Below are 21420 nucleotides of genomic sequence, written 5' to 3' on the forward strand. Positions count from 1 at the left end.
GGCTAAAGTTTACCCATTCATTGCCGCTAACCTATGCGAAGCGGTAATTTTTTGGTGTGGAGGTATCTATGGTGACCAGTACATCCAGTACGACAAACAACAACGGATCAATAGGTTCTAGCATTGTCAGTGCGTTAGGGTCTGGCTCTGGTATCGATAGTAATAAGCTTGCTGACCAGCTTACCGAAGCGAACAAGATGGTTCAGGCACAGCGCTTGACCAGTCAAAAGACACTTCTGCAAACACAAATTTCAGATTATGGCCTGTTGCGCAGCTCGCTTGCGAAGCTGGAAACCGCTGCCGCCGCGCTTGGTAGCGCCGATACATTTAATGCCAAAGCCCTGTCCGTTCCAGATACCAGTTTGATTGGCATTACCAAGCTGGATTCAAAGGCTGTGGCGGGTAGCTATCAGTTAAAAGTCGAGCAAGTTGCTCAGGCTCAATCCCTCAGCTCTGCCAGTTTTGCGGCTATGACGAGTCCGGTTGGCAAAGGCACTTTGACCATTCGTTTGGGGGATTGGAATGCAGGAAACACCGCATTCACCGTGGATTCCACCAAAACCGGTGGAACCATCACCATTGATGATTCCAATAACTCGCTGACTGGTCTGCGTGATGCGATCAACGCTGCCGATATTGGTGTATCGGCAAGTATTGTTAGTGATGGCGGTTCTTACAGGCTGTTGATGACTGCCAGTACTGGTGCTAAAAACGAAATCGAAGTTGTTGCAACAGAAGATCCGGCTGCCGTTGGGCTTGCCGCATTTAACTTTAACGAGACCACTAAAAACCTGACTCAGCAACAAGAGGGGCTGGATGCACAAATTCGTGTAAATGGGTTATTGGTAAGCCGCGAATCCAACCAGGTGAAAGATGTCATCGATGGTTTGGAGTTTGATTTGTTCACCAGCTCAGCCACTGAAACCATTAGTTTGGTCATCTCTGAAGACAAATCGGTCGCCGAACAAACCATCCGTGATTTTGTTCAGGCATACAATACCTTCAAGGCTGAAGTTGATGTACTTGTCGGTTTTGATGCTGAATTGGATGATTTTGGCAGTTTAAAAAGTGATCCTCTCGCTAAAAATTTGATGCAAAGTATCCGCAATGTATTAACGAATGCGGTTCCTGGAATCGGTGAGGGGTTCAGTACACTGTCAAATTTAGGTATTCGTACCGAACTGGATGGCACTCTCAAAATATATGAAGACGACAGCACCGGGTTCCGCGCGGCCATAGACGATAACTTTGAGTTTGTGCGCGACTTATTTGTGCCTAAAGCTTCTTCGTCGGTTTCAAATATCGATGTCACTAAATTCTCGGCAAGAAGCCAGCCGGGTTCTTATGAGGTAGTGATTACCCAACAACCATCAAAGGGTACCTTAACTACAACTGATCCCGTTGATCTGGTTGGCATTGGTAGCGGCACTAAAGACTACAGTTTTACTTTTCAATTAAATGGTATTACGTCCAACGCCATTAGTTTGCCGGCGGGTAAGCAATATGGATCGGGCGCTGAATTGGCGGCTGATTTACAAAGTTTGATTAACCTTGACGCTAACGTTAAAGCGGCCAATGCAAGCGTGGCAGTAACTTTTGAAGGCGGTAAGTTAGTCTTTACGTCGGCCTCTTATGGCGCGTCCAGTACTGTGAACTTTAGTGCAGTTAGCGCTGATATGTTGGCTGACTTTGGTATGACTAATGGTGTTGTAGTTTCAAGTGGTACTGATGTGGCAGGTACCGTCGATGGCGTTGCCGCATTTGGTTCAGGCAATATCTTATTGCCTGCAATCGGTTCTAAAGCTGAAGGCCTGAGTATGATGGTAGAGCCTGGAGCAACTACAGGTACGCTGACATTCACTCGTGGTTTCGCGGGCAGTATGAGCAGCCTGGTTAATGAGTTTTTGAAAACCTCTGGTTTGATAAAAGAACGCGAAACTACTATTGATAAAGACATCAAGCGTGTAGAGCAAAATGAAGAAGCGCTGGAGCGGCGTAGTGAAGCCTATCGTGCGCGCTTAATGGCACAGTTCCAGGCAATGGAATCCATTGTTCGTGCGCTGAATACCACGGGTGGTTTCCTCGATGGTATTGTCGACCGCCTGCCATTTACAGCAAAAAGCTAATTGTTGGATTAGCTTTTTGCTGAGGCTTATTTGCCTTCAGGCTTTCACATCTCGCAATTTCATCTAAGCTAAATAAGTTCTCATCAGCGATCAGTTGGGTCGCACCCTATAGCAAGCCAGAATTCTGGAGTCGCTATGTCAAACGTATTTGCACTGATACCTGCCCGTGGCGGTTCAACGGGTATTATTCAAAAAAATATTCAGCCACTACTCGACCAACCGCTACTGGCTTATACGATCATTGCGGCGCAAAAATCGGGGGTTGTCGACGCGGTCTATGTCTCATCGGACGACGATCAGATTCTGGCGATGGCTCACTATTACGGCGCTGAACGCATTAAGCGTGATTACCATTTTGCGCGTGATGATTCCCCTTTGGATCCAGTGGTTGCCGAGTTTATTCATCGCGTAAAACCGGCAGGTAAAGATACGATTATCTTGCTGCAGCCCACCTCGCCACTGCGTCAGGCAAAACATATTGTCGAGGCGCTCGCTGAATACCGCGATTTTCCCTGCTGTCGGCGCCTGATCAGTGTTTATGAAATCAGCAATAAATATATGCGTGCCTATGTGGGGGGTGGTGAGTTTTTACATCTACTCGCAGGTGAGCACACAAGCTTAATACTTCGGGAGGATTTGCCTTCGCTGTATTTACCCAACGGCGCCATTTCAATTTTTAAAGTAGATGATTTTTTGCGCGAGGAGATCATCCCGCGTAGCCACCTGATTCCTTATCTAATGCCCGAAAAAGAAAGCCTGGAAATTCGTAACGAGGAAGATATTCGACAAGCTGAAGCCTATTTACGTGCTAGGTCCTAAGCACAAAATACCAAACGATAAAATGAAAAAACCCGCATCGCTGCGGGTTTTTCGTTTAAGACTTACGTCTTATTTTTTACTTACACTGCAACAGTCTGGATCTCTACCGCTGCAATACGCTTACCTTCATTGGCAGCGTTTTGGTAGCTCTCAATTTCATTGAAATTGAGGTAGCGGTAAATCTCGGAAGACATACTGTTGATTTTGCTTGCGTAGCTTTGATATTCCTCTGGTGTTGGCAGCTTGCCGAGTACCGCAGCGATAGCAGCCAATTCAGCAGAAGCCAAGTACACATTCGCACCTTCACCCAAACGGTTCGGGAAGTTACGGGTAGAGGTAGAAACCACAGTCGATTTCGGAGCTACACGCGCCTGGTTACCCATGCACAGTGAGCAGCCTGGCATTTCGGTACGGGCACCTTTAACGCCGTAGATGCTGTAGTAGCCTTCTTCCATTAACTGGTGCTCGTCCATTTTGGTAGGAGGAGCGATCCATAAGCGCGTGGTCAGCTCGTCTTTAGTGGATGCCAGCAATTTACCGGCAGCGCGGAAGTGACCGATGTTGGTCATGCACGAACCGATAAACACTTCATCAATCTTCGCGCCTTGAACTTCAGACAATACTTTCACATCGTCCGGATCGTTAGGGCAGGCGAGGATGGGTTCTTTGATATCCGCCAGGTCGATGTCGATAACCGCTGCATATTCCGCATCGGCATCAGCTTCCATCAACTCAGGGTTGGCAATCCAGGCTTCCATCTTCTGCGCGCGGCGCTCAAGGGTGCGGATATCGCCGTAACCTTGTTCGATCATCCAGCGCAGCATGGTGATGTTTGATGTCATGTATTCAATGATGGGCGCTTTATCCAACTTGATAGTACAACCAGCCGCGGAACGCTCGGCCGATGCGTCAGAAATTTCAAACGCTTGTTCTACTTTCAGGTCAGGTAAACCTTCTACTTCAAGGATACGGCCAGAGAAAATGTTCTTCTTGCCCTTTTTCTCAACGGTCAACAAACCGGCTTTGATCGCATACAGAGGAATCGCATTTACCAGATCACGCAGGGTGATGCCCGGTTGCAATTCACCTTTGAAGCGAACCAGAACAGACTCAGGCATGTCGAGTGGCATAACACCGGTCGCAGCAGCAAACGCTACAAGGCCTGAACCGGCTGGGAAGGAAATACCAATCGGGAAACGGGTATGTGAGTCGCCACCGGTACCTACGGTGTCAGGCAACAGCATACGGTTCAACCAGCTGTGGATGATACCGTCGCCTGGACGCAGGGAAACGCCGCCGCGAGTCATGATGAAGTCGGGCAATGTGTGTTGGGTTTCGATATCCACTGGCTTTGGATACGCAGCAGTGTGGCAGAAAGACTGCATGGTCAGGTCGGCAGAGAAGCCAAGGCAGGCCAGGTCTTTCAGTTCGTCGCGGGTCATAGGGCCGGTGGTGTCCTGTGAACCTACAGTCGTCATGTACGGCTCGCAGTAGGTGCCTGGGCGAATACCTTTTACGCCGCACGCCTTGCCTACCATTTTTTGTGCGAGGGTATAACCCTTACCGGTGTCAGCCGGTGATTCTGGCAGGCGGAACAAAGTACTTGCAGGCAAGCCCAGTGAAGCGCGTGCTTTGGTGGTCAGGCCGCGGCCGATGATCAACGGGATACGGCCGCCAGCCTGGACTTCGTCCAACAGCACATCGGACTTGAGGCTGAACTCAGAAATCACCGCGCCGGTAGTGGCGTTGAGGATTTTGCCCTCGTATGGGCGAATCTCAATTACATCACCCATGTTCAGGTTATCAACCGGTGCTTCAAACACCAGTGCGCCGGCATCTTCCATGGTGTTGTAGAAAATCGGCGCGACTTTGCTGCCGATACACACACCGCCGGTGCGCTTGTTAGGTACACCCGGGATATCTTCACCGATAAACCAGAGCACTGAGTTGGTCGCTGACTTACGTGAAGAACCGGTACCCACAACATCGCCCACGAATACCAATGGGTAGCCTTTGGTTTTCAATGCTTCGATTTGTTTGATCGGGCCGATTTTGCCTGGTTCATCAGGAGTGATGCCATCGCGCGCCATTTTGAACATGGCGAGTGAGTGCAGGGGGATATCAGGGCGTGACCAGGCATCGGGTGCTGGTGACAGGTCATCGGTATTGGTTTCGCCGGTGACTTTGAAAACGGTGAGTTTGGTGCTCTCAGGGACTTTAGGCTTGCTGGTAAACCACTCGGCATCGGCCCAGGATTGCATCAGTTCTTTCGCATGTGGGTTGCCCGCTTTTACTTTTTCTTCCACATCGTGGAATGCATCAAACATCAGCAAAGTGTGCTTGAGTTCTTTGGCAGCCAAAGGCGCCAGAGTGGCATCGTCGAGCAGGTTAACCAGGGTTTCGATGTTGTAACCGCCGAGCATCATGCCGAGCAGTTTAATCGCGAGAGGCTTATCGATCAGGGGGGAGGAAGCTTGGTCTTTCAAAATCGCGCTTAGGAAAGCGGCTTTAACATAGGCGGCTTCATCGACGCCGGGCGGAACGCGGTTGGTGATCAAATCCAGTAATACTTCAGCTTCACCAGCGGGGGGATTTTTTAACAGTTCGACCAATCCAGCAACTTGTTCGGCGTTCAATGGTTTTGGTGGAATACCTTCTGCGGCGCGTTCTGCGACCTGTTTACGATAGGCTTCAAGCACGGTTTTATCCTCATTAGTGTAGGGGTTACTCCCTCGGCAGGATCTCTGCGTCAGGAGGCTATCCATGGCCTTCATGGATGTCTAAGTGCGCTCAACCAATGTGCGCACTTAATTACTCACTGCCTTTTTCTCTAGCGCAGTGCTGATTTACCAAAAGCGTGTTAAATCGGGCGCAGAGTATAACCCAAGCGATGCGTGCTGTTAATGCGCTCCGCGCTAAGTTCGGCGTGTTTTGAGGTCGGTATTTAAAGGCGACTGTGATAAGGTGACGGCCTTGTTTGGCTAGTCCAGACCGGTCCGCGGCAATAAAAAAAACAGTGATTACAAGTATTGATTAATCACAAGTACCAATTAAAAGTACAAAGGGATCTCTATGAAAACCTTATGCAAACCACTATTTAATATCGGCTTAATGAGCGCAATCCTGGTTGGCCTTTCGGCGTGCGAGCAACAATCATCACAGGTTTCAGCTGCCAGTTCGGCGGCTGCTTCTTCTGTTGCTGATACTACCTTTTCCTCGATGGCAGCTGGTGCTGCGTGTGAAGGTACGGCGCCAGCAGGCGACTTGACTCCAGTGCGTATCGAAGCGGCCAATACTACCCGCACTGAACCCGGCTTATATGAAGGCCCCGTGTGGATCAATGATTCCTTGTACTTTTCCGATTTTGTATTTAGCGAAGGTTTCCCGTCGCGAGTACAAAAGTTAGATGCTTCTGGCCAGATGACAACGGTTATTGAGGACTCTGGTAGCAATGGCTTGGCTGTGGATAACAATAGTTTGCTGGTTGCGGGCACGCACAAGTATAAAAGTGTGTCGCGCTACAATCTTGCAACTGGTGAGCGCAGCACAGTGGCCCAAACCTTTCAAGACAACGTATTTAATTCACCCAACGATATAGCCATCACCGAAGACGGTGTTGTTTATTTTACTGATCCGGCGTTCCAAACGGCCGCCGCACCCGGTGGTCAGGAAAAAACGGGTGTTTATCGTGTGGCGACGGATGGTAGCGTGACCTTGGTTGATGACACTATTAGCAATCCCAACGGTATTACTCTATCGCCCGATGAAAGTGTGCTTTATGTAAATGGTGGTGGCGAGCAGGGTATATTGCGCGCGTATGAAATTGTTGATGGGATTCCGCAGGCGGGTAAAGATCTGGTCACCGGTATTCATATTCCGGACGGCATGGCAGTGGATTGTTTGGGAAACATTTATCTCACTGAACACTTATCGCGCCAATTGCGTGTATTTACCCCTGCCGGCGAACAAATTGCTCAAGCCACAGTAGACGCCAACTTGACCAACGTTGCATTTGGCGGCCCTGAAGGTACCACTTTGTTTTTAACAGGTGCAGGTTCTTTGTGGAAAATTGAGTTGGGAATTACTGGTTCGGCTTATTAATTTTATCTTTTCCATACCCAGTGAACTGCTGTATTCAGCAGTTCACTCATAACGCGATTCGTATGCTTGTATTAAAACCCGTAAAAACTCCCTGTGTGGGAATTTGCTCTACCGGCATTGGCGACAGTGTCTGTCGCGGCTGTAAACGTTTTGGTCATGAGGTGATTAACTGGAATGCCTATACTCATGATCAACGTTTATTGATTGCGCAACGGTTAGAAGCATTTCTTGCGCAAATTGTGCAGAACATGATTCATATCCATGATGAAAAGTTGCTGCTCGCGCAAATTAAACACCAACAAATCCAATTCAAACCCGAACAAAATCCCTATTGCTGGGTATTTGATTTATTGCGCGCTGGCGCCAGCCAGATTCAGGATTTATCGCAATATGGCTTGGCATTGCACGCAAATTGGAAAGGGACTCCCTTGCCGGTTATTCGCGACAATATCGACAAAGATTTTTACGCGCTGTCTTGCGCGCATTACGAACGTTATATTTCACCTTGTTTTATCACTGTTGAAACACTCGAACAACACAAATAGTTTTTACTTTATGAATGCTCTCACCAAAATCCAACAATTTCTGCACTGCGAAACCCCCGATGCTTGGGTAAAAAACGCTTTGGATAATCAAGCATTGTTACTGCTTGATCACGCCAACTGCGAAAAAAAAGCGGCATCAACTGCGATTAATTTGATGTTCCGCTACGTAGGCGATTTTGACATGATGAACAAAATGTCGCGTCTTGCCCGCGAGGAGTTGCGTCACTACGAACAGGTTATGGCAATTATGAAGGCGAGGGGCGTTAGCTATGATCAAATCACTCCTGGTCGTTACGCGGGTGAGCTGCGCAAATTAGTGCGTACTTCTGAACCCGGCCGCTATATAGACACCCTTATCTGCGGCGCCATTATCGAAGCTCGTTCCTGCGAACGCTTTGCCAAAGTCGCTCCATTTTTGGATGAAGAGCTGCAGAAATTTTATCTATCGCTGCTGAAATCCGAATCTCGTCATTACGAAGATTATTTAGTTCTCGCCAAACGAGCAGCAGAGGGCGCGGATATTTCTGCAAGAGTGCAGGAGTTTCTTGCGTTGGAAAAAACCTTGATTGAAGGTAGTGATGAAGAGTTTCGATTTCATTCGGGAGTTGTGAACTCCTTTACTGCGTAAACCTCCGTTATTAAGTGTAAATCTAGTATACCAGTATGTTATGTGCAAATAGACTATAAGTCTTCTGCTAATAATAAACTGGAGATTCACATGGCATATCAACTCGGTCAATGGCGAGGTTTGCTCGCCGTTTTATTTATTTCTCTCACTTTGCCGGTTCAGGCAAAAGACGACCTTACTCTCAACGACAAAGACTATTTCGAAAAACCCGGCTTGAATGTGCTGGTGTTTAGCAATTGGTATGACGGGCTTTTTAGTGATTCCAAAACCAGCGGTGTTGAACTAATTCATCACGGTGAGCGCACCGTTACTAACGGTGATGTGCGCTTGAATGCGACGCCGGAGCAGTGGGATATGACGCCCATGTTCAAAGAGCGAAAAGTGAATCATGCCGATCAATCCATTGAAGCGTTTCTGCATTATCCCGATCAACAGTTTGATTTTTCTATCAAAGTTACTAAAAACGCTGAAGGTGTGCGCTTAACTGTTAACTTGCCAAAACCGCTACCAAAATCCCTTGAAGGTAAAGCCGGGTTTAATCTGGAGTTTTTGCCAGCGGCTTATTTCCATAAGTCATTTTTGATGGATGACACTGCCGGTGGTTTTCCTGTTTATCCCACAGGTTTAAAAGAAATTAATGGTAAAGCTGACCCCATTGCGCTAGCGCAAGGGCAGCATTTGGTATTTGCTCCGGAAGATAATGAACGCCGTGTAAGTATTCGTTCTGCCAGCGCACCGCTCGAACTTTATGATGGTCGTGGCAAAGCGCAAAACGGTTGGTTTGTGGTGCGGAGTAAAATTCCGGCGAATAAAACCGGTGCGGTAATCGAATGGCAAATTGATGCGGCGACTGTGAAAAATTGGATTCGCAAACCTATGATTGCTCATTCGCAAGTGGGTTACCATCCCGCACAGAAAAAAGTCGCGGTGATTGAATTAGATGCGCGCGATAAAAAAGTTCACAAAGCGAGTTTGGTAAAAATTAATGCCGATGGCACGCGCAAAACAGTGCTAACTGAAAAACCCAAAAGCTGGGGCAAATATTTGCGTTACGAATATCGCCAATTTGATTTCAGCAAAATTCAAACGCCGGGTTTATATGCCATCACTTATGGCAAGCAGGAAACTCATAGCTTCCGCATTGATAAAGCGGTTTATCAAGCCGCATGGCACCCCACATTGGACATGTATTTGCCGGTGCAAATGGATCACGTAACGGTTAATGAATCCTACCGTATATGGCATGGTGCATCGCATTTGGACGATGCCTTGCAGGCGCCAGTTAACATTGAGCATTTTGATTTGTATGCGCAGGGGCCAACAACCGACACAAAATACAAACCCGGTGAACATATTCCTGGTTTAAATATCGGTGGTTGGTATGACGCGGGCGATTACGATATTCGCACTCAGACGCAATACGACGTGGTGAATACGCTCGTCACTGCGTGGGAAACCTTCAACCTGAAACGTGACACCACCAGTGTGGACTACGCCAGAAAATTTGTTGATCTTCATACAGCGGATGGCAAGCCCGATGTATTGCAACAAATCGAACACGGAACACTGGCGTTGATTGCGCAACACCGTGCAATCGGCCACGCAATTCCCGGTATTGTAGAAGCGCATATTGACCAGTATCACCACTTGGGCGATGGCATCACCAAAACAGATAATTTAATTTACGATCCCAAAATGGGTGAGCTTGAAACTGACGGCTTTAAAAGCGGTAAATTTGATGACCGCTGGGCATTCACCAGTAAATCCTCTTCGTTAAATTATGGTTCTGCTGCTGCGCTTGCAGCTGCGAGCCGTGCGTTAACAGGGTTCAATGATGAGCTTGCCAAAGAATCTTTGGCAACGGCAAAAAAGGTCTGGGCAGATGAGGCCGCCAAAGTGCAGCCGGACTTGTTTAAACACGGTAATACTACCGGTGGCAAACTTGAGCATGAAAAACTTAAAGCAGCAACGGAATTATTAATCACCACTGGCGAAGCTAAATACGTTCAAGCAATTGAGAATCTTTTGGGTGAAGTTGAGTTTGCGTTTAATGCCTCCTGGTTTATTCGTGCTATTCCCCATATGAATGCCAATTTTAAATTGGTTTTGAACAACAAAGCATTGGCTTACCGTGAACAGCTGAAGGAAATAGAATCAAAAAATCCTTTCGCCGTACCTATTACTGAAGGTGGTTGGGCTGGCAGTGGTGCAGTGATTCGTCATGCGTTGAATAATTATTATATTCACAAGGCATTCCCGGATGTGGTTAGTCGTGAGTCGGTATTGCAGGGATTAAACTTCCTGTATGGCACGCATCCTGCGCATAACCTATCGCTTGTATCTAATGTGGGTACTCGCAGTAAGGAAGTAGCTTACGGCATGAATCGCGCTGACTTCTCATTTATTTCGGGTGGGATAGTGCCGGGTATTCTTGTGCTCAAGCCTGATTACCCTGAGAATCATGAGGATTGGCCTTTCTTTTGGGGGCAAAACGAGTATGTCGTTAATCTGGCTGCTAGTTATATCTTCCTTGTTAATGCTGCCGAAGAATTATTAAAGGAATAGTAAATAACCTATGACCCAATAAAAAAGCCGCAATTTCAAATTGCGGCTTTTTTATTGGGTGTTGATTTGGTTTTTACAATTAATTTTTGGCAGATAAGAAAATAGTTAATTCTTGACCAGGGTGAATATAGCTTTCATTTTTCACTTTGTTCCAGCTCAGAATATCTTGTTTAGATACAGAGAATTTGTTGGCGATCTTATTCAGTGTGTCACCACTTTTTATTTGGTAAGTGATTTTATTGCCATCTTTCTGTGCTATCGCCTTGTCGGCAATCAGTAACTTTTGGCCTGGCTTGAGTTTGGCGTTTGCACTCAAATCATTCCATTGCAGCAGGTTTTTAACACTGGTGTTGTGGCTTTTTGCAATAGTCCAAAAACTGTCACCAGACTTAACGGTGTAATGAATGCCGGTGTTTTTTTGATTGCGCTGGGCAATCTCCTGCTCGGCTTGAATCGCATAAGGAGAATTAACCGGTGTTTGGCCGGGAATGCTCAGGCTTTGACCGACTCTTAAATTCGTAGACTTGAGATTGTTGGCCGCTTGGATGGCAGCAACGCTGGTGCCGTAGCGTTTGGCCAGTGCGCCCAAGGTATCGCCGGATTTCACTTTGTAATCACCAGCAATTTGCATGGGCTTAATTTGGGGGAGCTTGTCGAGTGTTAGGGTGAACTGCGCAGCATCTGCCACGGGTACCAAAAGCTGATGTGGACCCGATGGGTTGGTAATCCAACGGTTATAGCCTGCATTGAGGTTGCGCAATTCTTTTGGATCTATCTCTGCCATGCGTGCTGCCTGTGCCAAATCTACAGGAGTGCTTACATTGACAGTGGTGAAATAGGGGTTGTTTGGTATGGCTGCTAATTCAAGATCGTATTTAGCCGGGTTGGCGACAACTTTGGAGAGTGCAATCAACTGCGGCACATAGGACTGTGTTTGCTGTGATAGGGGTAATGACCAGAAGTCAGTGCCTTTTCCTTGCTTGCGATTTCGTTCAATGGCTCTGCGTACAGTGCCTTCACCTGCGTTATAAGCGGCGACAGCTAAAAACCAATCGCCATTAAACATAGTGTTCAAGCGCTTGAGGTAGCGGACGGCTGCATCTGTTGAGGCAACTATGTCTCTTCTGCCGTCATACCAGTGGTTTTGAGTAAGGCCAAAATTGCGGCCAGTTTGAGGCATGAATTGCCATATTCCCAAGGCGCGACTGGGGGAGGATGCAAAAGGGTCGTAAGCGCTTTCTACGATGGGAAGGAGTGCAAGCTCCAAGGGTAAATCGTTGGCTTTTAATTGGCTGGCTACATAGTGCAGGTAGGGGCGGCTCTGTTGGGTTACCCGATCCAGATAACGCTGATTGTTTGCGAGCCAGCGCAAATTTTTGTTAACTTTTTCATCGCTAACGGTTGGCAGTCCATAACCTTTAATAATGTCATCCCACAGATTTGTGGCTTCTATTGTTTCGGTCGGTTTTTTTACGGCATGCTTTTCGGTCGATTTTTTTACCGTTTTGGTTTTAGCTTCTGCAGTTTCCTGATTTTTATCGGGAAGGCTGCTACAGCCAGTTACCAGTAGGGTGGCGGTGAGCAATAAACTGGTGGACAATCGAATAAGAGGGCGCGGTTTACTCATAGGGTCACTTTTTGCTAGGTGCTTTTGTGGTGTTTAGTTTTCTATACGCTTGTTGGTATAGGGTTTTCACACGTGTTAAAGCCTGTTTATTAAAGCAGCAATTGACAAATCTTTAGGTTATTCATCCTATAAATTGGTTGAATTGCTGCTATTTAGTGATTGCCTTTGCCCTCCTTGGGGCTGCGGATTTCGGATTCTAGGGGCTCAATACTTACCGGTCAATGTCTAATCTGGAATAACAGGGGTACGTCACAGCTGTATTGAGAGCTGGTTTTGATGCCAGATTCGAGAGTAATTACCTTTGCGGCCAGTTATCTTTTGCTTTACGAAGTAAGGCAAATATCTCGACTTCATCCTTCACAACCCGGTTTTCTCGGTTACAAATGAAGTTTTTAATGCCAGATTCTTGACAGCGTAAAAACGGATTCGTTCGTTTTTCAAGCAAAATATTGGTTGGTAAGCTAATGCCATTGTTGCTGCGTAAGATCTTAATTGCTTCATAACGCTCGGCAATTTCCGGGTTGTCGGGTTCTACTGCCTTGGCAAAGGCCAGGTTTGCTAGCGTATATTCGTGTGCACAGTAGACTTGGGTGTTATCAGGTAGCGCAGCCAGCCGACAAAGTGATGCCCACATAACATCGGCCGGGCCATCGAACATTCGGCCGCAACCTGCCGCAAATAGTGCATCGCCGCAAAAAATGGCCGGAAGTTTGGGGGCGGTATTACCACTTTGGTTAGTGACTGGGAGGTAATAGGCGATATGTTCAACCGTGTGCCCAGGTACACCTATTACGTGAAACTCCAATGGCGGCAGCTTAAGTCGATCTCCATCTTTCAGTTTGTGGGTGACTTGAGAGATTGCCGGCGAGTCGGGGCCGAATACCGGTACTGGCCAATGTTGGAGTAGTTCATTAATCCCGTCGATGTGATCATGGTGACGGTGGGTTACCAATATGGCCTTTGGCTGCAATTCGTGCTTTTGTAAATAACCGATTACCGGCGCCGCATCCCCCGGATCGACCAGATAAACAAAAGGTTGATGAATATCAGGTCTTATTACCCAGAAATAATTATTTTCTAGCGCTGCAATGGGTGTGATTGTTATCACTTGGTAGGTCTCCGCTTCACTGTGGGTAAATTCTACGCCCATCAAACCATCAGGGCTAATCGGCCAATTGCTCTGCCGTGCGTGCGCTTGTGGTAAATTGATTCAATCTGTTTGGCGCGGCGTTTTTTACAGGAGTAACTAATGCCTGCAAGTGAGGTTAGTGAATGGACAATAAGATCAAAAAAGTACCGCACCGATTCATGATGCGCTTATCGGTGATGTGGAAAAAACGCTTTGGTGTATTGCCGATGCGTGAATCTATTGTCGATTTGTCGGACTGGTTTGAGTCACCACTAGGGCGCTCCTTGCTCCAGCAGGAGCGGCTGGTTATTGATGATGCATTGCAGTGCGTATTTGGTTACCACTTGCTACAACTGGGTGTGAGTGGTCGCGTTGAGCTATCGGGTGAAAGTCGCATTTCACACCGTTTTTTATTGCATCCTAAAAGCGAATCCACCACACCCACCATCGGCGCGCTGGTGGATTTCAATCACTTGCCACTGGCGGCCGAATCAATTGATGCGGTAATTTTGCATCACGCGCTGGATTACAGCCAAAGCCCTCACCATTTATTGCGTGAGGCCGCACGTGTGGTAATCCCGCGCGGACATTTGCTGGTGGTGGGGTTTAACCCTTGGAGCTTGTGGGGATGTTGCGCCAGCCTGTTGCGTTTTTTTACCGCCAAGCCTCGCTGGCGTTTCCAGTATTTGCGCAAGGGGCGCTTGCTCGACTGGCTTGCACTGGTGGATATGGAAGCCGTTGCGGTCTATCAGGGCTTTTATCGCCCGCCAGTACCCAATGAGGGTGCGATGAAATATTTGCAATGGCTGGATCGCTGGGGTAAAAGACTGCGCTTGCCTTGGGGTGGCTTTTATTTGGTGGTTGCACGCAAGGATCACATTCCATTAACGCCCATCAAACCAGCGTGGCAACAATATCGCCCACTGCGTGGTTTGGCAGTTACGCGTATTCTCGGCCCTGCAGTACATAATCGTTTGCGCACCGGTTTCGCGGTGAAAAATGCTACTCCCCGATAACAGCTCCAGTGAACTCAGAAAAACAGGTTAAAGCTAAATGCGTCAAATTGTATTGGATACCGAAACTACCGGCCTGGAAACATCCCAGGGGCACAGGATTATCGAAATAGGCTGCGTTGAACTATTCAACCGCCGGTTGACTGGTCGTCACTACCATCAGTATATAAATCCCGAGCGGGAAATTGATGCGGGCGCGCAAGCGGTGCACGGTATTAGTAATGCGATGCTGGCAGATAAGCCTGTGTTTGCGCGTATTGCTGACGATTTTTTGAACTTTGTCGGCGATGCCGAGTTGGTGATACACAATGCCGCGTTTGATATCGGCTTTATCAACTACGAATTAAATATGTTGCGCCCAGGGTTTGGCTCAATTGCTGAGCGCTGCCATGTGGTTGATACCTTATTAATGGCGCGCGCCAAACATCCAGGCCAAAAGAACAATTTGGATGCGCTTTGTAAGCGTTACGGCGTAGACAACTCGCAGCGTGAATTACACGGCGCTTTGCTTGACGCCGAGATTTTGGCTGATGTCTATTTATTGATGACGGGCGGCCAGACGGCGTTATCTCTCGGCGGCAACCAATCAAAAGAAGATGGTGGTGATGATCAAAATCAATTGCGCCGGCTTTCTGCGCAACGGAAAAGTCTGCCTGTAATAATGGCGAGCGTTGATGAGTTGGAGTTGCATCAACAGAAACTGGCAGCTATTGCCAAGGCCAGTGGCGATAACTGTGTGTGGTTGCGGGAATAACGCTTCAGCATTCCCCGTTGTCCAGATAATAAGCAACACCGGATATGCAAATGAGAAATATTCGGCAGTCTCAGGTTTGGCTAGTGCTTATTTAGACCGCCACGGTGAAATAGCGCCAAACATGGTATAGAGTCAATCTACCCGGATACGAGTAGATAGCGGCGAGCAGCCTGCGTTGCTCGGCCCCACTAAAATAGATCAATGCCAGGAAGTTATCGTGAGCACAACAGAAACCTTAAATCTTGCTTCACTAAAAATGGTTCAGGACGAGTTGGTTGCAACTATTGAGCAATCCGCTGTTCGTTTGGAGCAATTTGCACAGGACCGGAACAACGGTGAATTGCTGCAAAACTGCATTGAGGGTATCAAGCAAATTCGCGGTATCCTGAGTTTGATTCAGTTGCGTGGCTTGGATTTACTGGCTGATGAACTGGTTACCCATATCACCGATATCACCTTGGGTGATGACCCTAAAACTGATGCCAAGCTAGAGCTGTTGACCTCCAGCTTTTTTATTCTGCCGCGCTACCTTGAGTATTGCTCGCAGACAGCACGCAGCATGGCGATGCTACTTATCCCACATATCAATGAGCTGCGTGTTGCGCGCAAAGCAACACCACTACCAGAAAGCTACTTTTTCCCCTTGGCTAGTGTTAAATGCCATCGCCACCTCACAGTTACAGCACAACAGCTACCAGAAGATTTGAGCGTGTTGGTGCGTCGTTTGCGTCACATGTACCAAACGGCTTTGTTAAATGTACTCAAGTCAGTTCAAGTAAACCCATCATTGGCAATGATGACTCGCGCACTGCAGCGGCTTGAGGCTGCAGCGGCAGGTAGTGCGCTGAGCAATTTTTGGTGGCTGTGTGGTGCAACACTCGCGGCAATCGGCGAAAAAAATATGCGCCTTACTAAAAGTCGCAAAATGGTTTTCAGTGCAATTGAGCGCGAAATAAAACGTTTTCAGTTTGAAGGTAAAGCGGTACTTGAACGCGAAGTCGATCAGTCGCTGCAAAAAGAATTGTTGTACCTCTTGGCGCTTGCTCATTCAGAGCAACCTCACACAATTGCCGTTTTGGCGGCTTATGGTGTTGGGCCTATCGGTTATACCGAGTCTGAATTGGCGCGCGAGATGGAATTCCTAAATGGCCCGAGCGCCAACACCATCAGCTCCATGGTCACTGTATTGACTGATGAGTTACATAGCACCAAAAATATTTTGGAGCGCGCGGCTCAAGGCGGGGCAGAGCTACTGAATGACTCTCCAGAGCTGTTGGAAACCCTGAAAAAAATCGCTGATATTTTATCAATAGTTGGCTTGGTTTCACCCAGCAATAGCCTTAAGCAAGAAATTGAAAAAATCGCCCAATGGCAGGCGAGCCGTAGTGCAGTGACTGCAGATCAATTGCTGCAGGTGGCGGACACCATGTTGTATGTCGAAAGCACAATCGCTGGTTTGCATAACGCCAATTTGTCCGATGATAAATTAGCGCAAATTAATGCCTTATCGCGCGATGCGGCCATGACTAACAATCAAATCGCGGAAGCTGAAAAAATTGTTATCGATGAAGCTGAAGTTGGGTTGGCGACGGTAAAACGCGCGCTGAGTGCATTTGCGGAGTCCAATTACGATAAGGGGCATATTCGCAATATTCCCGGCATTTTGGATTCGGTGCGCGGTGGTATGTTCGTGTTGGGTTTGTCGCGTGCCGCGAAAGTGTTGGCCGGTTGCATGCGTTTTGTGGAGGATGATTTATTGGCCGCGGAGCAGCAGCCTGCTGTACAGCATTTGCTTGAAACCTTTGCCGATGCGGTTATCAGCCTTGAGTATTATCTGGATGCGCTCAAGTTGAATAAAAATGCAGATACAGCGGTACTGCAAATTGCTGAGGAAAGTTTGCAGGCCCTTGGGTACAACATCTAATTATGTCCATTGAGTTTGATCTCACATCATTTGAATTTCATGCCAACCACATAGCGCCGGCTGCAACTCGCAACCGGCGTTTTATTCTTGTAGCCACTTCGAGCAATCTGCGTTGTGATTTATTGTTGTGTTGCGCGGGCAAATTAGTATTAGCTGATGCAAAGACCGCTGCGCTACCCGAGCTTTCCATTCTCAGTGAACACTATTTAGGTTTGCTTGCCGGTGAGGATCTGTGGGTCAGGGTTGTTGACGGTGGCCATTTGCCGAAAGGTTATGAATGGCTGGGGTTGCGCTCACAGTTGGAAATCTTATCGCCCGCCTATTTTCAGTTGGCTGGTCGCGGACTGCAAATTGCGCAGTGGTTTTATGATCATCAATACTGTGGCCGCTGCGGCCGTCCAACACAGCAAGATGAAGCTGACAGGGCCACCTGTTGCGGGAACTGCGGCTTACGGTTTTATCCGCGAATCTCACCTTGCATGATTGTGCTGGTAACTCGCGGCGACGAAATTTTGCTCGCACATCATCAGCGTGCGTCACGGGTTGTTTACAGTACCCTGGCAGGTTTTGTTGAGGCGGGCGAAAGTGTGGAAGACTGTGTGCGCCGTGAAGTCATGGAGGAGGTGGGTATCACCGTTGGGGAGCTTCATTACTTTCACAGCCAACCCTGGCCATTCCCTGCACAATTGATGTTGGGCTTCTTCGCCGCCTATGAATCCGGGGACATAAACGTTGACCCCAAAGAAATTATAGATGCCAAATGGTTCCGTTATGATGAGTTGCCGACTGTCCCGGCAGAGGCTAGTGTAGCGGGGCAGCTCATTGCACATTATGTGCACCAGCGTCAGCAGAACTCCTCAACCACCAACAATAATTAGCCGCTAAACAGGTAGCTCCCTATGATTTTCACCTTGCTCGCGTTCTTTATTGCCTTGATTGCTATTTTTATTGTTTACAAGGCTGGGAAAATGCTTTGGCAAAACTCCTGGTTTGTAGGTTTTTGTCGCGGTCTGTTTGGGTTTTTCTTGATTGGGGTCGCCGCGGTGGTCGCGGTGATGGCATTTGATTTGTACAGCTACAAGCAAGTCCTACAAGAGCAGCCAGTAGCGACCATTAATTTTGACAAAATTGAAGAGCAGCATTACTTTGCGGTGCTCTCCGACAAAAATGGTCGTGAACAGCGTGTTGAGTTGCGCGGTGATCAGTGGCAGTTGGATGCGCGTATTGTTAAATGGAAAGGTTATTTGGCTGGTTTCGGTTTAAAACCGGCGTATCGCTTGGAGCGGCTCAGTGGCCGTTATTATGATATTGAGCAAGAGACTACTGAAAAGCGCACAGCACACAGTGTTCATCCGAGTTTGTATGGTGTTGATGTATGGCAAATAATTAATGATCATCCTGAATGGCTACCGGTGGTGGATGCAGTTTATGGTTCAGCCACTTATTTGCCGATGAAAGATGGTGCGTTATTTGAAATCAGCTTGTCCAATACAGGCTTGGTCGCGCGCCCTGTGAATCAGGTGGCTCGCGATGCGGTCAGTGTTTTTTAGTGGCGAGTGTGTTGACGATGAACCGGCATGGTGTCGGTTCTTTACCTAGTTGTATGGAGTTATCTTTTGGAATTTTTAGCAGAATACGGGTTATTTCTTGCCAAGGTAGTAACCTTTGTGGCGGCCATATTGGTTGTGGTGGTTTTAGCGGTTTCACTGGGTGGTCGTAATAAAAAGTCGGACAAAGGTCATATAGAAGTCACCAAGCTCAATGAGAAATTTGACCACATGCGCGATACATTACGTGATGCCATGATGGATGACGACGCTTACAAAGAATTTGAAAAAGCGGAAAAGAAACGCCTGAAAGAAGAAAAGGCAGAAAAGAAAAAAGCAGCCAAGTCCGCTGAAAAGTCTAAAGCTGAAGCAACTCCAGATGCGGCCACCTCTGCTGATAAAAAACGTATTTTTGTCCTCGATTTTTATGGGGACATAAAAGCATCAGAAGTGGATTGCTTGCGCGAAGAAATCAGCACTGTATTAACCTTGGCCAAGCCAACCGACGAGGTGGTAGTTAAAGTTGAAAGCGGCGGCGGTATGGTGCACAGCTATGGCTTAGCCTCCAGCCAGCTTATTCGTATTACTAACAAAAATATCCCGCTCACCATTTGTGTAGATAAAGTCGCTGCCAGTGGCGGCTATATGATGGCCTGTGTTGCCAACAAAATTGTCGCTGCACCCTTTGCTATTCTGGGTTCTATTGGTGTGGTGGCACAATTACCAAATTTCCATAAATTGCTTAAGAAAAATGACATAGATTATGAGATGTTTACGGCCGGCGAGTACAAGCGCACCGTGACCATGTTTGGAGAAAATACCGAAAAAGGTCGGGCTAAATTTGTAGAGGAACTGGAAGATACACATGTGTTGTTCAAAGAGTTTGTCAGTGAACATCGCCCGCAAGTTGATGTAGTCAAAGTTGCAACGGGTGAAGTTTGGTTCGGGCGCCGCGCCAAAGATGTCAACCTGATTGATGAAATTCAAACCAGCGACGAATACCTGTTTGCCCAGGCGGAAACTGCAGATATTTTTGAAGTGGAATTTACCTACAAGAAATCCTTACCTGAAAAGTTGGGTTTTGCAGCGCAAGCTGCAGTGGATAGATTATTAATGACATGGTGGGAGCGGCTGAATATTAGCCGCTGGTTCTAATCCGATGTTCCAATTGAAAGCGGTGCCTGAGGGCACCGTTTTTATTTGAAGATCTAACATGAGTTAGTAGGGGTTAAATAAATGACTATTCAGAACATAGTGCTTGGTGGTGGTTGTTTTTGGTGTATTGAATCAGTTTTCAATAACATTATTGGTGTTCATTCGGCTATGTCTGGTTATGCCGGTGGGCAAGATGATCATCCCACTTATGAGAAAATCTGTACGGGTAACTCAGGGCACGCCGAAGTGGTGAAGGTTAGTTACGATTCTTCGGTGATCAGTTTGGAAGAGTTGTTAAAGGTATTTTTTACTATTCATGACCCTACCACCTTGAACAGGCAGGGTAATGATATTGGGAGCCAATACCGATCTGTAATATTTTATAACAGTGAAGAAGAGCGGCAGGTGGCAGAACAACTGATTATGGATCTCAATAGGCAGGCTATATTCCAAAATAAAATTGTTACTCAACTTGAAGAGCTTAAAACATTTTTTCCCGCTGAGGATTATCATCAAGAGTATTTCAAAAAAAATCCGGGAAATCCCTATTGTCAGTATTCGATTCCTCCCAAGAAGAAAAAGATACTTGAAAAATTTCCTGATTATTTGAAATAGTTGATCAAATCCAATTTTTGGAGATGATTGCTCAACGTTTCCTTGAGCGCTGTATAAGAAGATATAAACCGAATACTTCGGTCCACAGCTAACGTACACTCGACATGAGCCGATGGAACTCTTCTTTTACTACTGAATAGCATTCACAGACGCTGCGTTCCAGTTTTTGCCGATCTAAAACGGATATGTGACCCCGCCGATAACGTATGCAGCCGGCATTTTGCAGGTTTTTCGCAGCTTCTGTAACACTTTCCCGGCGCACACCGAGCATATTAGCTACTAATTCCTGCGTCATTAGTAACTCCCCCGACGGAATGCGATCTACCGTCAACAATAACCAGCGGCAAAGCTGTTGTTCCACCGTATGGTGGCGGTTACAAACCGCGGTCTGAAACATTTGCGTCATCATTGCCTGGGTGTATCGCAATAAAAGTCGTTGCATTTTTCCAGCAGCGTTAAATTCTTCTTTTAATATATTTTGATCTAGGCGGTAGGCGTGGCCCGCTGTTTGAACTATGGCGGTGTTTGGTGTGGTGTTTCCGCCCAATAATATAGGTAGGCCTAACATACCTTCATTGCCAACCTCGGCGGACTCGGCGCTGGCACCGGTATCCATAATATACTGCAATGAAATAATGCTCGTTGTGGGAAAAAAGGCGGATGTGATGTTTTGATTTGGCCCGTAAAGTACGTCACCCAATTTTAAATTCACCGGCTCAAGGTTTTTACTCAACCGATTAAGCTCATCTTGTTCTAGCGCTGCAAGAATATAGTTGTGCTCGGGTTTTTGAGGTTCAAGGTTGATATTTTTAGTCATTGGTATTCCTTCTTTAATAAAAATATTTAGTTCGTTAAATATTTTTTAAACTAGA

At 47.2% G+C, this 21420-nt stretch carries 17 protein-coding genes; 13 read left to right on the forward strand and 4 right to left on the reverse strand.

All coding sequences use genetic code 11. The features are described 5' to 3' along the window. Positions 1–68 precede the first annotated feature (68 nt). Positions 69–2126, forward strand: coding sequence for a flagellar filament capping protein FliD (fliD, locus tag D0B88_RS12980; protein ID WP_151057650.1), 2058 nt, complete (start codon positions 69–71; stop codon positions 2124–2126). 135 nt (positions 2127–2261) lie between these two features. Continuing rightward, on the forward strand, positions 2262–2945 hold the full coding sequence (locus D0B88_RS12985; RefSeq protein WP_151057651.1) for a cytidylyltransferase domain-containing protein: 684 nt from the start codon (positions 2262–2264) through the stop codon (positions 2943–2945). An 80-nt stretch (positions 2946–3025) separates the two neighbouring features. Here D0B88_RS12985 and acnB read toward each other — a convergent pair whose 3' ends face one another. Further along, a complete protein-coding gene (gene acnB / locus D0B88_RS12990; RefSeq protein WP_007641133.1) occupies positions 3026–5644 on the reverse strand; it encodes a bifunctional aconitate hydratase 2/2-methylisocitrate dehydratase in 2619 nt (872 codons plus the stop codon). Positions 5645–6017: 373 nt separating this feature from the next. Between acnB and D0B88_RS12995 the strand changes: the two genes are divergently transcribed. The 4 genes from D0B88_RS12995 to D0B88_RS13010 all read left to right on the forward strand — a co-directional run bounded on the left by D0B88_RS12995 (position 6018) and on the right by D0B88_RS13010 (position 10784). After that, complete coding sequence (locus D0B88_RS12995) at positions 6018–7046, forward strand: SMP-30/gluconolactonase/LRE family protein (RefSeq protein ID WP_151057653.1); 1029 nt, start codon at positions 6018–6020, stop codon at positions 7044–7046. A gap of 62 nt (positions 7047–7108) precedes the next feature. Beyond that, positions 7109–7591, forward strand: a complete 483-nt coding sequence (locus D0B88_RS13000; protein WP_151057655.1) for a DUF1289 domain-containing protein — start codon at positions 7109–7111, stop codon at positions 7589–7591. Between the two features lie 10 nt (positions 7592–7601). Then, the gene (locus D0B88_RS13005) at positions 7602–8219 is read left to right on the forward strand and encodes a tRNA-(ms[2]io[6]A)-hydroxylase (RefSeq protein WP_151057657.1); all 618 of its coding nucleotides are present in this window, start codon (positions 7602–7604) and stop codon (positions 8217–8219) included. A gap of 90 nt (positions 8220–8309) precedes the next feature. Further along, a complete protein-coding gene (locus D0B88_RS13010) occupies positions 8310–10784 on the forward strand; it encodes a glycoside hydrolase family 9 protein (protein WP_151057659.1) in 2475 nt (824 codons plus the stop codon). Between the two features lie 79 nt (positions 10785–10863). On the opposite strand, the gene D0B88_RS13015 is transcribed toward D0B88_RS13010, so the two are convergent. Both D0B88_RS13015 and gloB read right to left on the reverse strand, forming a co-directional pair. Next, complete coding sequence (locus tag D0B88_RS13015; protein ID WP_007641144.1) at positions 10864–12411, reverse strand: LysM peptidoglycan-binding domain-containing protein; 1548 nt, start codon at positions 12409–12411, stop codon at positions 10864–10866. Positions 12412–12706: 295 nt separating this feature from the next. Continuing rightward, positions 12707–13561: a hydroxyacylglutathione hydrolase gene (gene gloB / locus D0B88_RS13020; RefSeq protein WP_151057661.1), complete on the reverse strand. Its 855-nt coding sequence runs from the start codon at positions 13559–13561 to the stop codon at positions 12707–12709. Between the two features lie 122 nt (positions 13562–13683). Here gloB and D0B88_RS13025 point away from each other — a divergent pair, with 122 nt between their 5' ends. The 7 genes from D0B88_RS13025 (at position 13684) to msrA (ending at position 20548) form a co-directional block, all read left to right on the forward strand. Continuing rightward, the gene (locus tag D0B88_RS13025; RefSeq protein WP_151057663.1) at positions 13684–14556 is read left to right on the forward strand and encodes a methyltransferase domain-containing protein; all 873 of its coding nucleotides are present in this window, start codon (positions 13684–13686) and stop codon (positions 14554–14556) included. A 37-nt stretch (positions 14557–14593) separates the two neighbouring features. After that, on the forward strand, positions 14594–15307 hold the full coding sequence (gene dnaQ, locus D0B88_RS13030) for a DNA polymerase III subunit epsilon (RefSeq protein WP_151057664.1): 714 nt from the start codon (positions 14594–14596) through the stop codon (positions 15305–15307). Positions 15308–15524: 217 nt separating this feature from the next. Beyond that, the gene (locus tag D0B88_RS13035) at positions 15525–17231 is read left to right on the forward strand and encodes a pilus assembly protein (protein WP_191966431.1); all 1707 of its coding nucleotides are present in this window, start codon (positions 15525–15527) and stop codon (positions 17229–17231) included. A gap of 2 nt (positions 17232–17233) precedes the next feature. Next, positions 17234–18109: an NAD(+) diphosphatase gene (gene nudC, locus D0B88_RS13040; RefSeq protein ID WP_151057668.1), complete on the forward strand. Its 876-nt coding sequence runs from the start codon at positions 17234–17236 to the stop codon at positions 18107–18109. Between the two features lie 21 nt (positions 18110–18130). After that, positions 18131–18781 carry a hypothetical protein gene (locus D0B88_RS13045; protein WP_007641151.1) on the forward strand — a complete coding sequence of 217 codons (651 nt, stop codon included), beginning with the start codon at positions 18131–18133 and terminating at the stop codon, positions 18779–18781. 66 nt (positions 18782–18847) lie between these two features. Next, on the forward strand, positions 18848–19933 hold the full coding sequence (sohB, locus tag D0B88_RS13050) for a protease SohB (RefSeq protein ID WP_007641153.1): 1086 nt from the start codon (positions 18848–18850) through the stop codon (positions 19931–19933). An 81-nt stretch (positions 19934–20014) separates the two neighbouring features. Then, positions 20015–20548 (forward strand): peptide-methionine (S)-S-oxide reductase MsrA, encoded by a 534-nt coding sequence (gene msrA / locus D0B88_RS13055; RefSeq protein ID WP_151057670.1) that lies wholly within the window; start codon positions 20015–20017, stop codon positions 20546–20548. 88 nt (positions 20549–20636) lie between these two features. On the opposite strand, the gene D0B88_RS13060 is transcribed toward msrA, so the two are convergent. After that, positions 20637–21365 carry a Crp/Fnr family transcriptional regulator gene (locus D0B88_RS13060; protein ID WP_151057672.1) on the reverse strand — a complete coding sequence of 243 codons (729 nt, stop codon included), beginning with the start codon at positions 21363–21365 and terminating at the stop codon, positions 20637–20639. Between the last annotated feature and the right edge of the window lie 55 nt (positions 21366–21420).

The organism is Cellvibrio sp. KY-YJ-3, assembly GCF_008806955.1.
Taxonomy (GTDB): Bacteria; Pseudomonadota; Gammaproteobacteria; order Pseudomonadales; family Cellvibrionaceae; genus Cellvibrio.

What these genes read in the sequence shown, in the direction of transcription:
- D0B88_RS13000 (WP_151057655.1), top strand. Translation starts at nt 7,109, where the DNA reads ATGCTTGTATTAAAACCCGTAAAAACTCCCTGTGTGGGAATTTGCTCT.
- D0B88_RS13045 (WP_007641151.1), top strand. Translation starts at nt 18,131, where the DNA reads ATGATTTTCACCTTGCTCGCGTTCTTTATTGCCTTGATTGCTATTTTT.
- D0B88_RS13005 (WP_151057657.1), top strand. Translation starts at nt 7,602, where the DNA reads ATGAATGCTCTCACCAAAATCCAACAATTTCTGCACTGCGAAACCCCC.
- msrA (WP_151057670.1), top strand. Translation starts at nt 20,015, where the DNA reads ATGACTATTCAGAACATAGTGCTTGGTGGTGGTTGTTTTTGGTGTATT.
- fliD (WP_151057650.1), top strand. Translation starts at nt 69, where the DNA reads ATGGTGACCAGTACATCCAGTACGACAAACAACAACGGATCAATAGGT.
- gloB (WP_151057661.1), bottom strand. Translation starts at nt 13,561, where the DNA reads ATGGGCGTAGAATTTACCCACAGTGAAGCGGAGACCTACCAAGTGATA.
- dnaQ (WP_151057664.1), top strand. Translation starts at nt 14,594, where the DNA reads ATGCGTCAAATTGTATTGGATACCGAAACTACCGGCCTGGAAACATCC.
- D0B88_RS12995 (WP_151057653.1), top strand. Translation starts at nt 6,018, where the DNA reads ATGAAAACCTTATGCAAACCACTATTTAATATCGGCTTAATGAGCGCA.
- D0B88_RS13015 (WP_007641144.1), bottom strand. Translation starts at nt 12,411, where the DNA reads ATGAGTAAACCGCGCCCTCTTATTCGATTGTCCACCAGTTTATTGCTC.
- D0B88_RS13060 (WP_151057672.1), bottom strand. Translation starts at nt 21,365, where the DNA reads ATGACTAAAAATATCAACCTTGAACCTCAAAAACCCGAGCACAACTAT.
- D0B88_RS13025 (WP_151057663.1), top strand. Translation starts at nt 13,684, where the DNA reads ATGGACAATAAGATCAAAAAAGTACCGCACCGATTCATGATGCGCTTA.
- D0B88_RS12985 (WP_151057651.1), top strand. Translation starts at nt 2,262, where the DNA reads ATGTCAAACGTATTTGCACTGATACCTGCCCGTGGCGGTTCAACGGGT.
- nudC (WP_151057668.1), top strand. Translation starts at nt 17,234, where the DNA reads ATGTCCATTGAGTTTGATCTCACATCATTTGAATTTCATGCCAACCAC.
- D0B88_RS13010 (WP_151057659.1), top strand. Translation starts at nt 8,310, where the DNA reads ATGGCATATCAACTCGGTCAATGGCGAGGTTTGCTCGCCGTTTTATTT.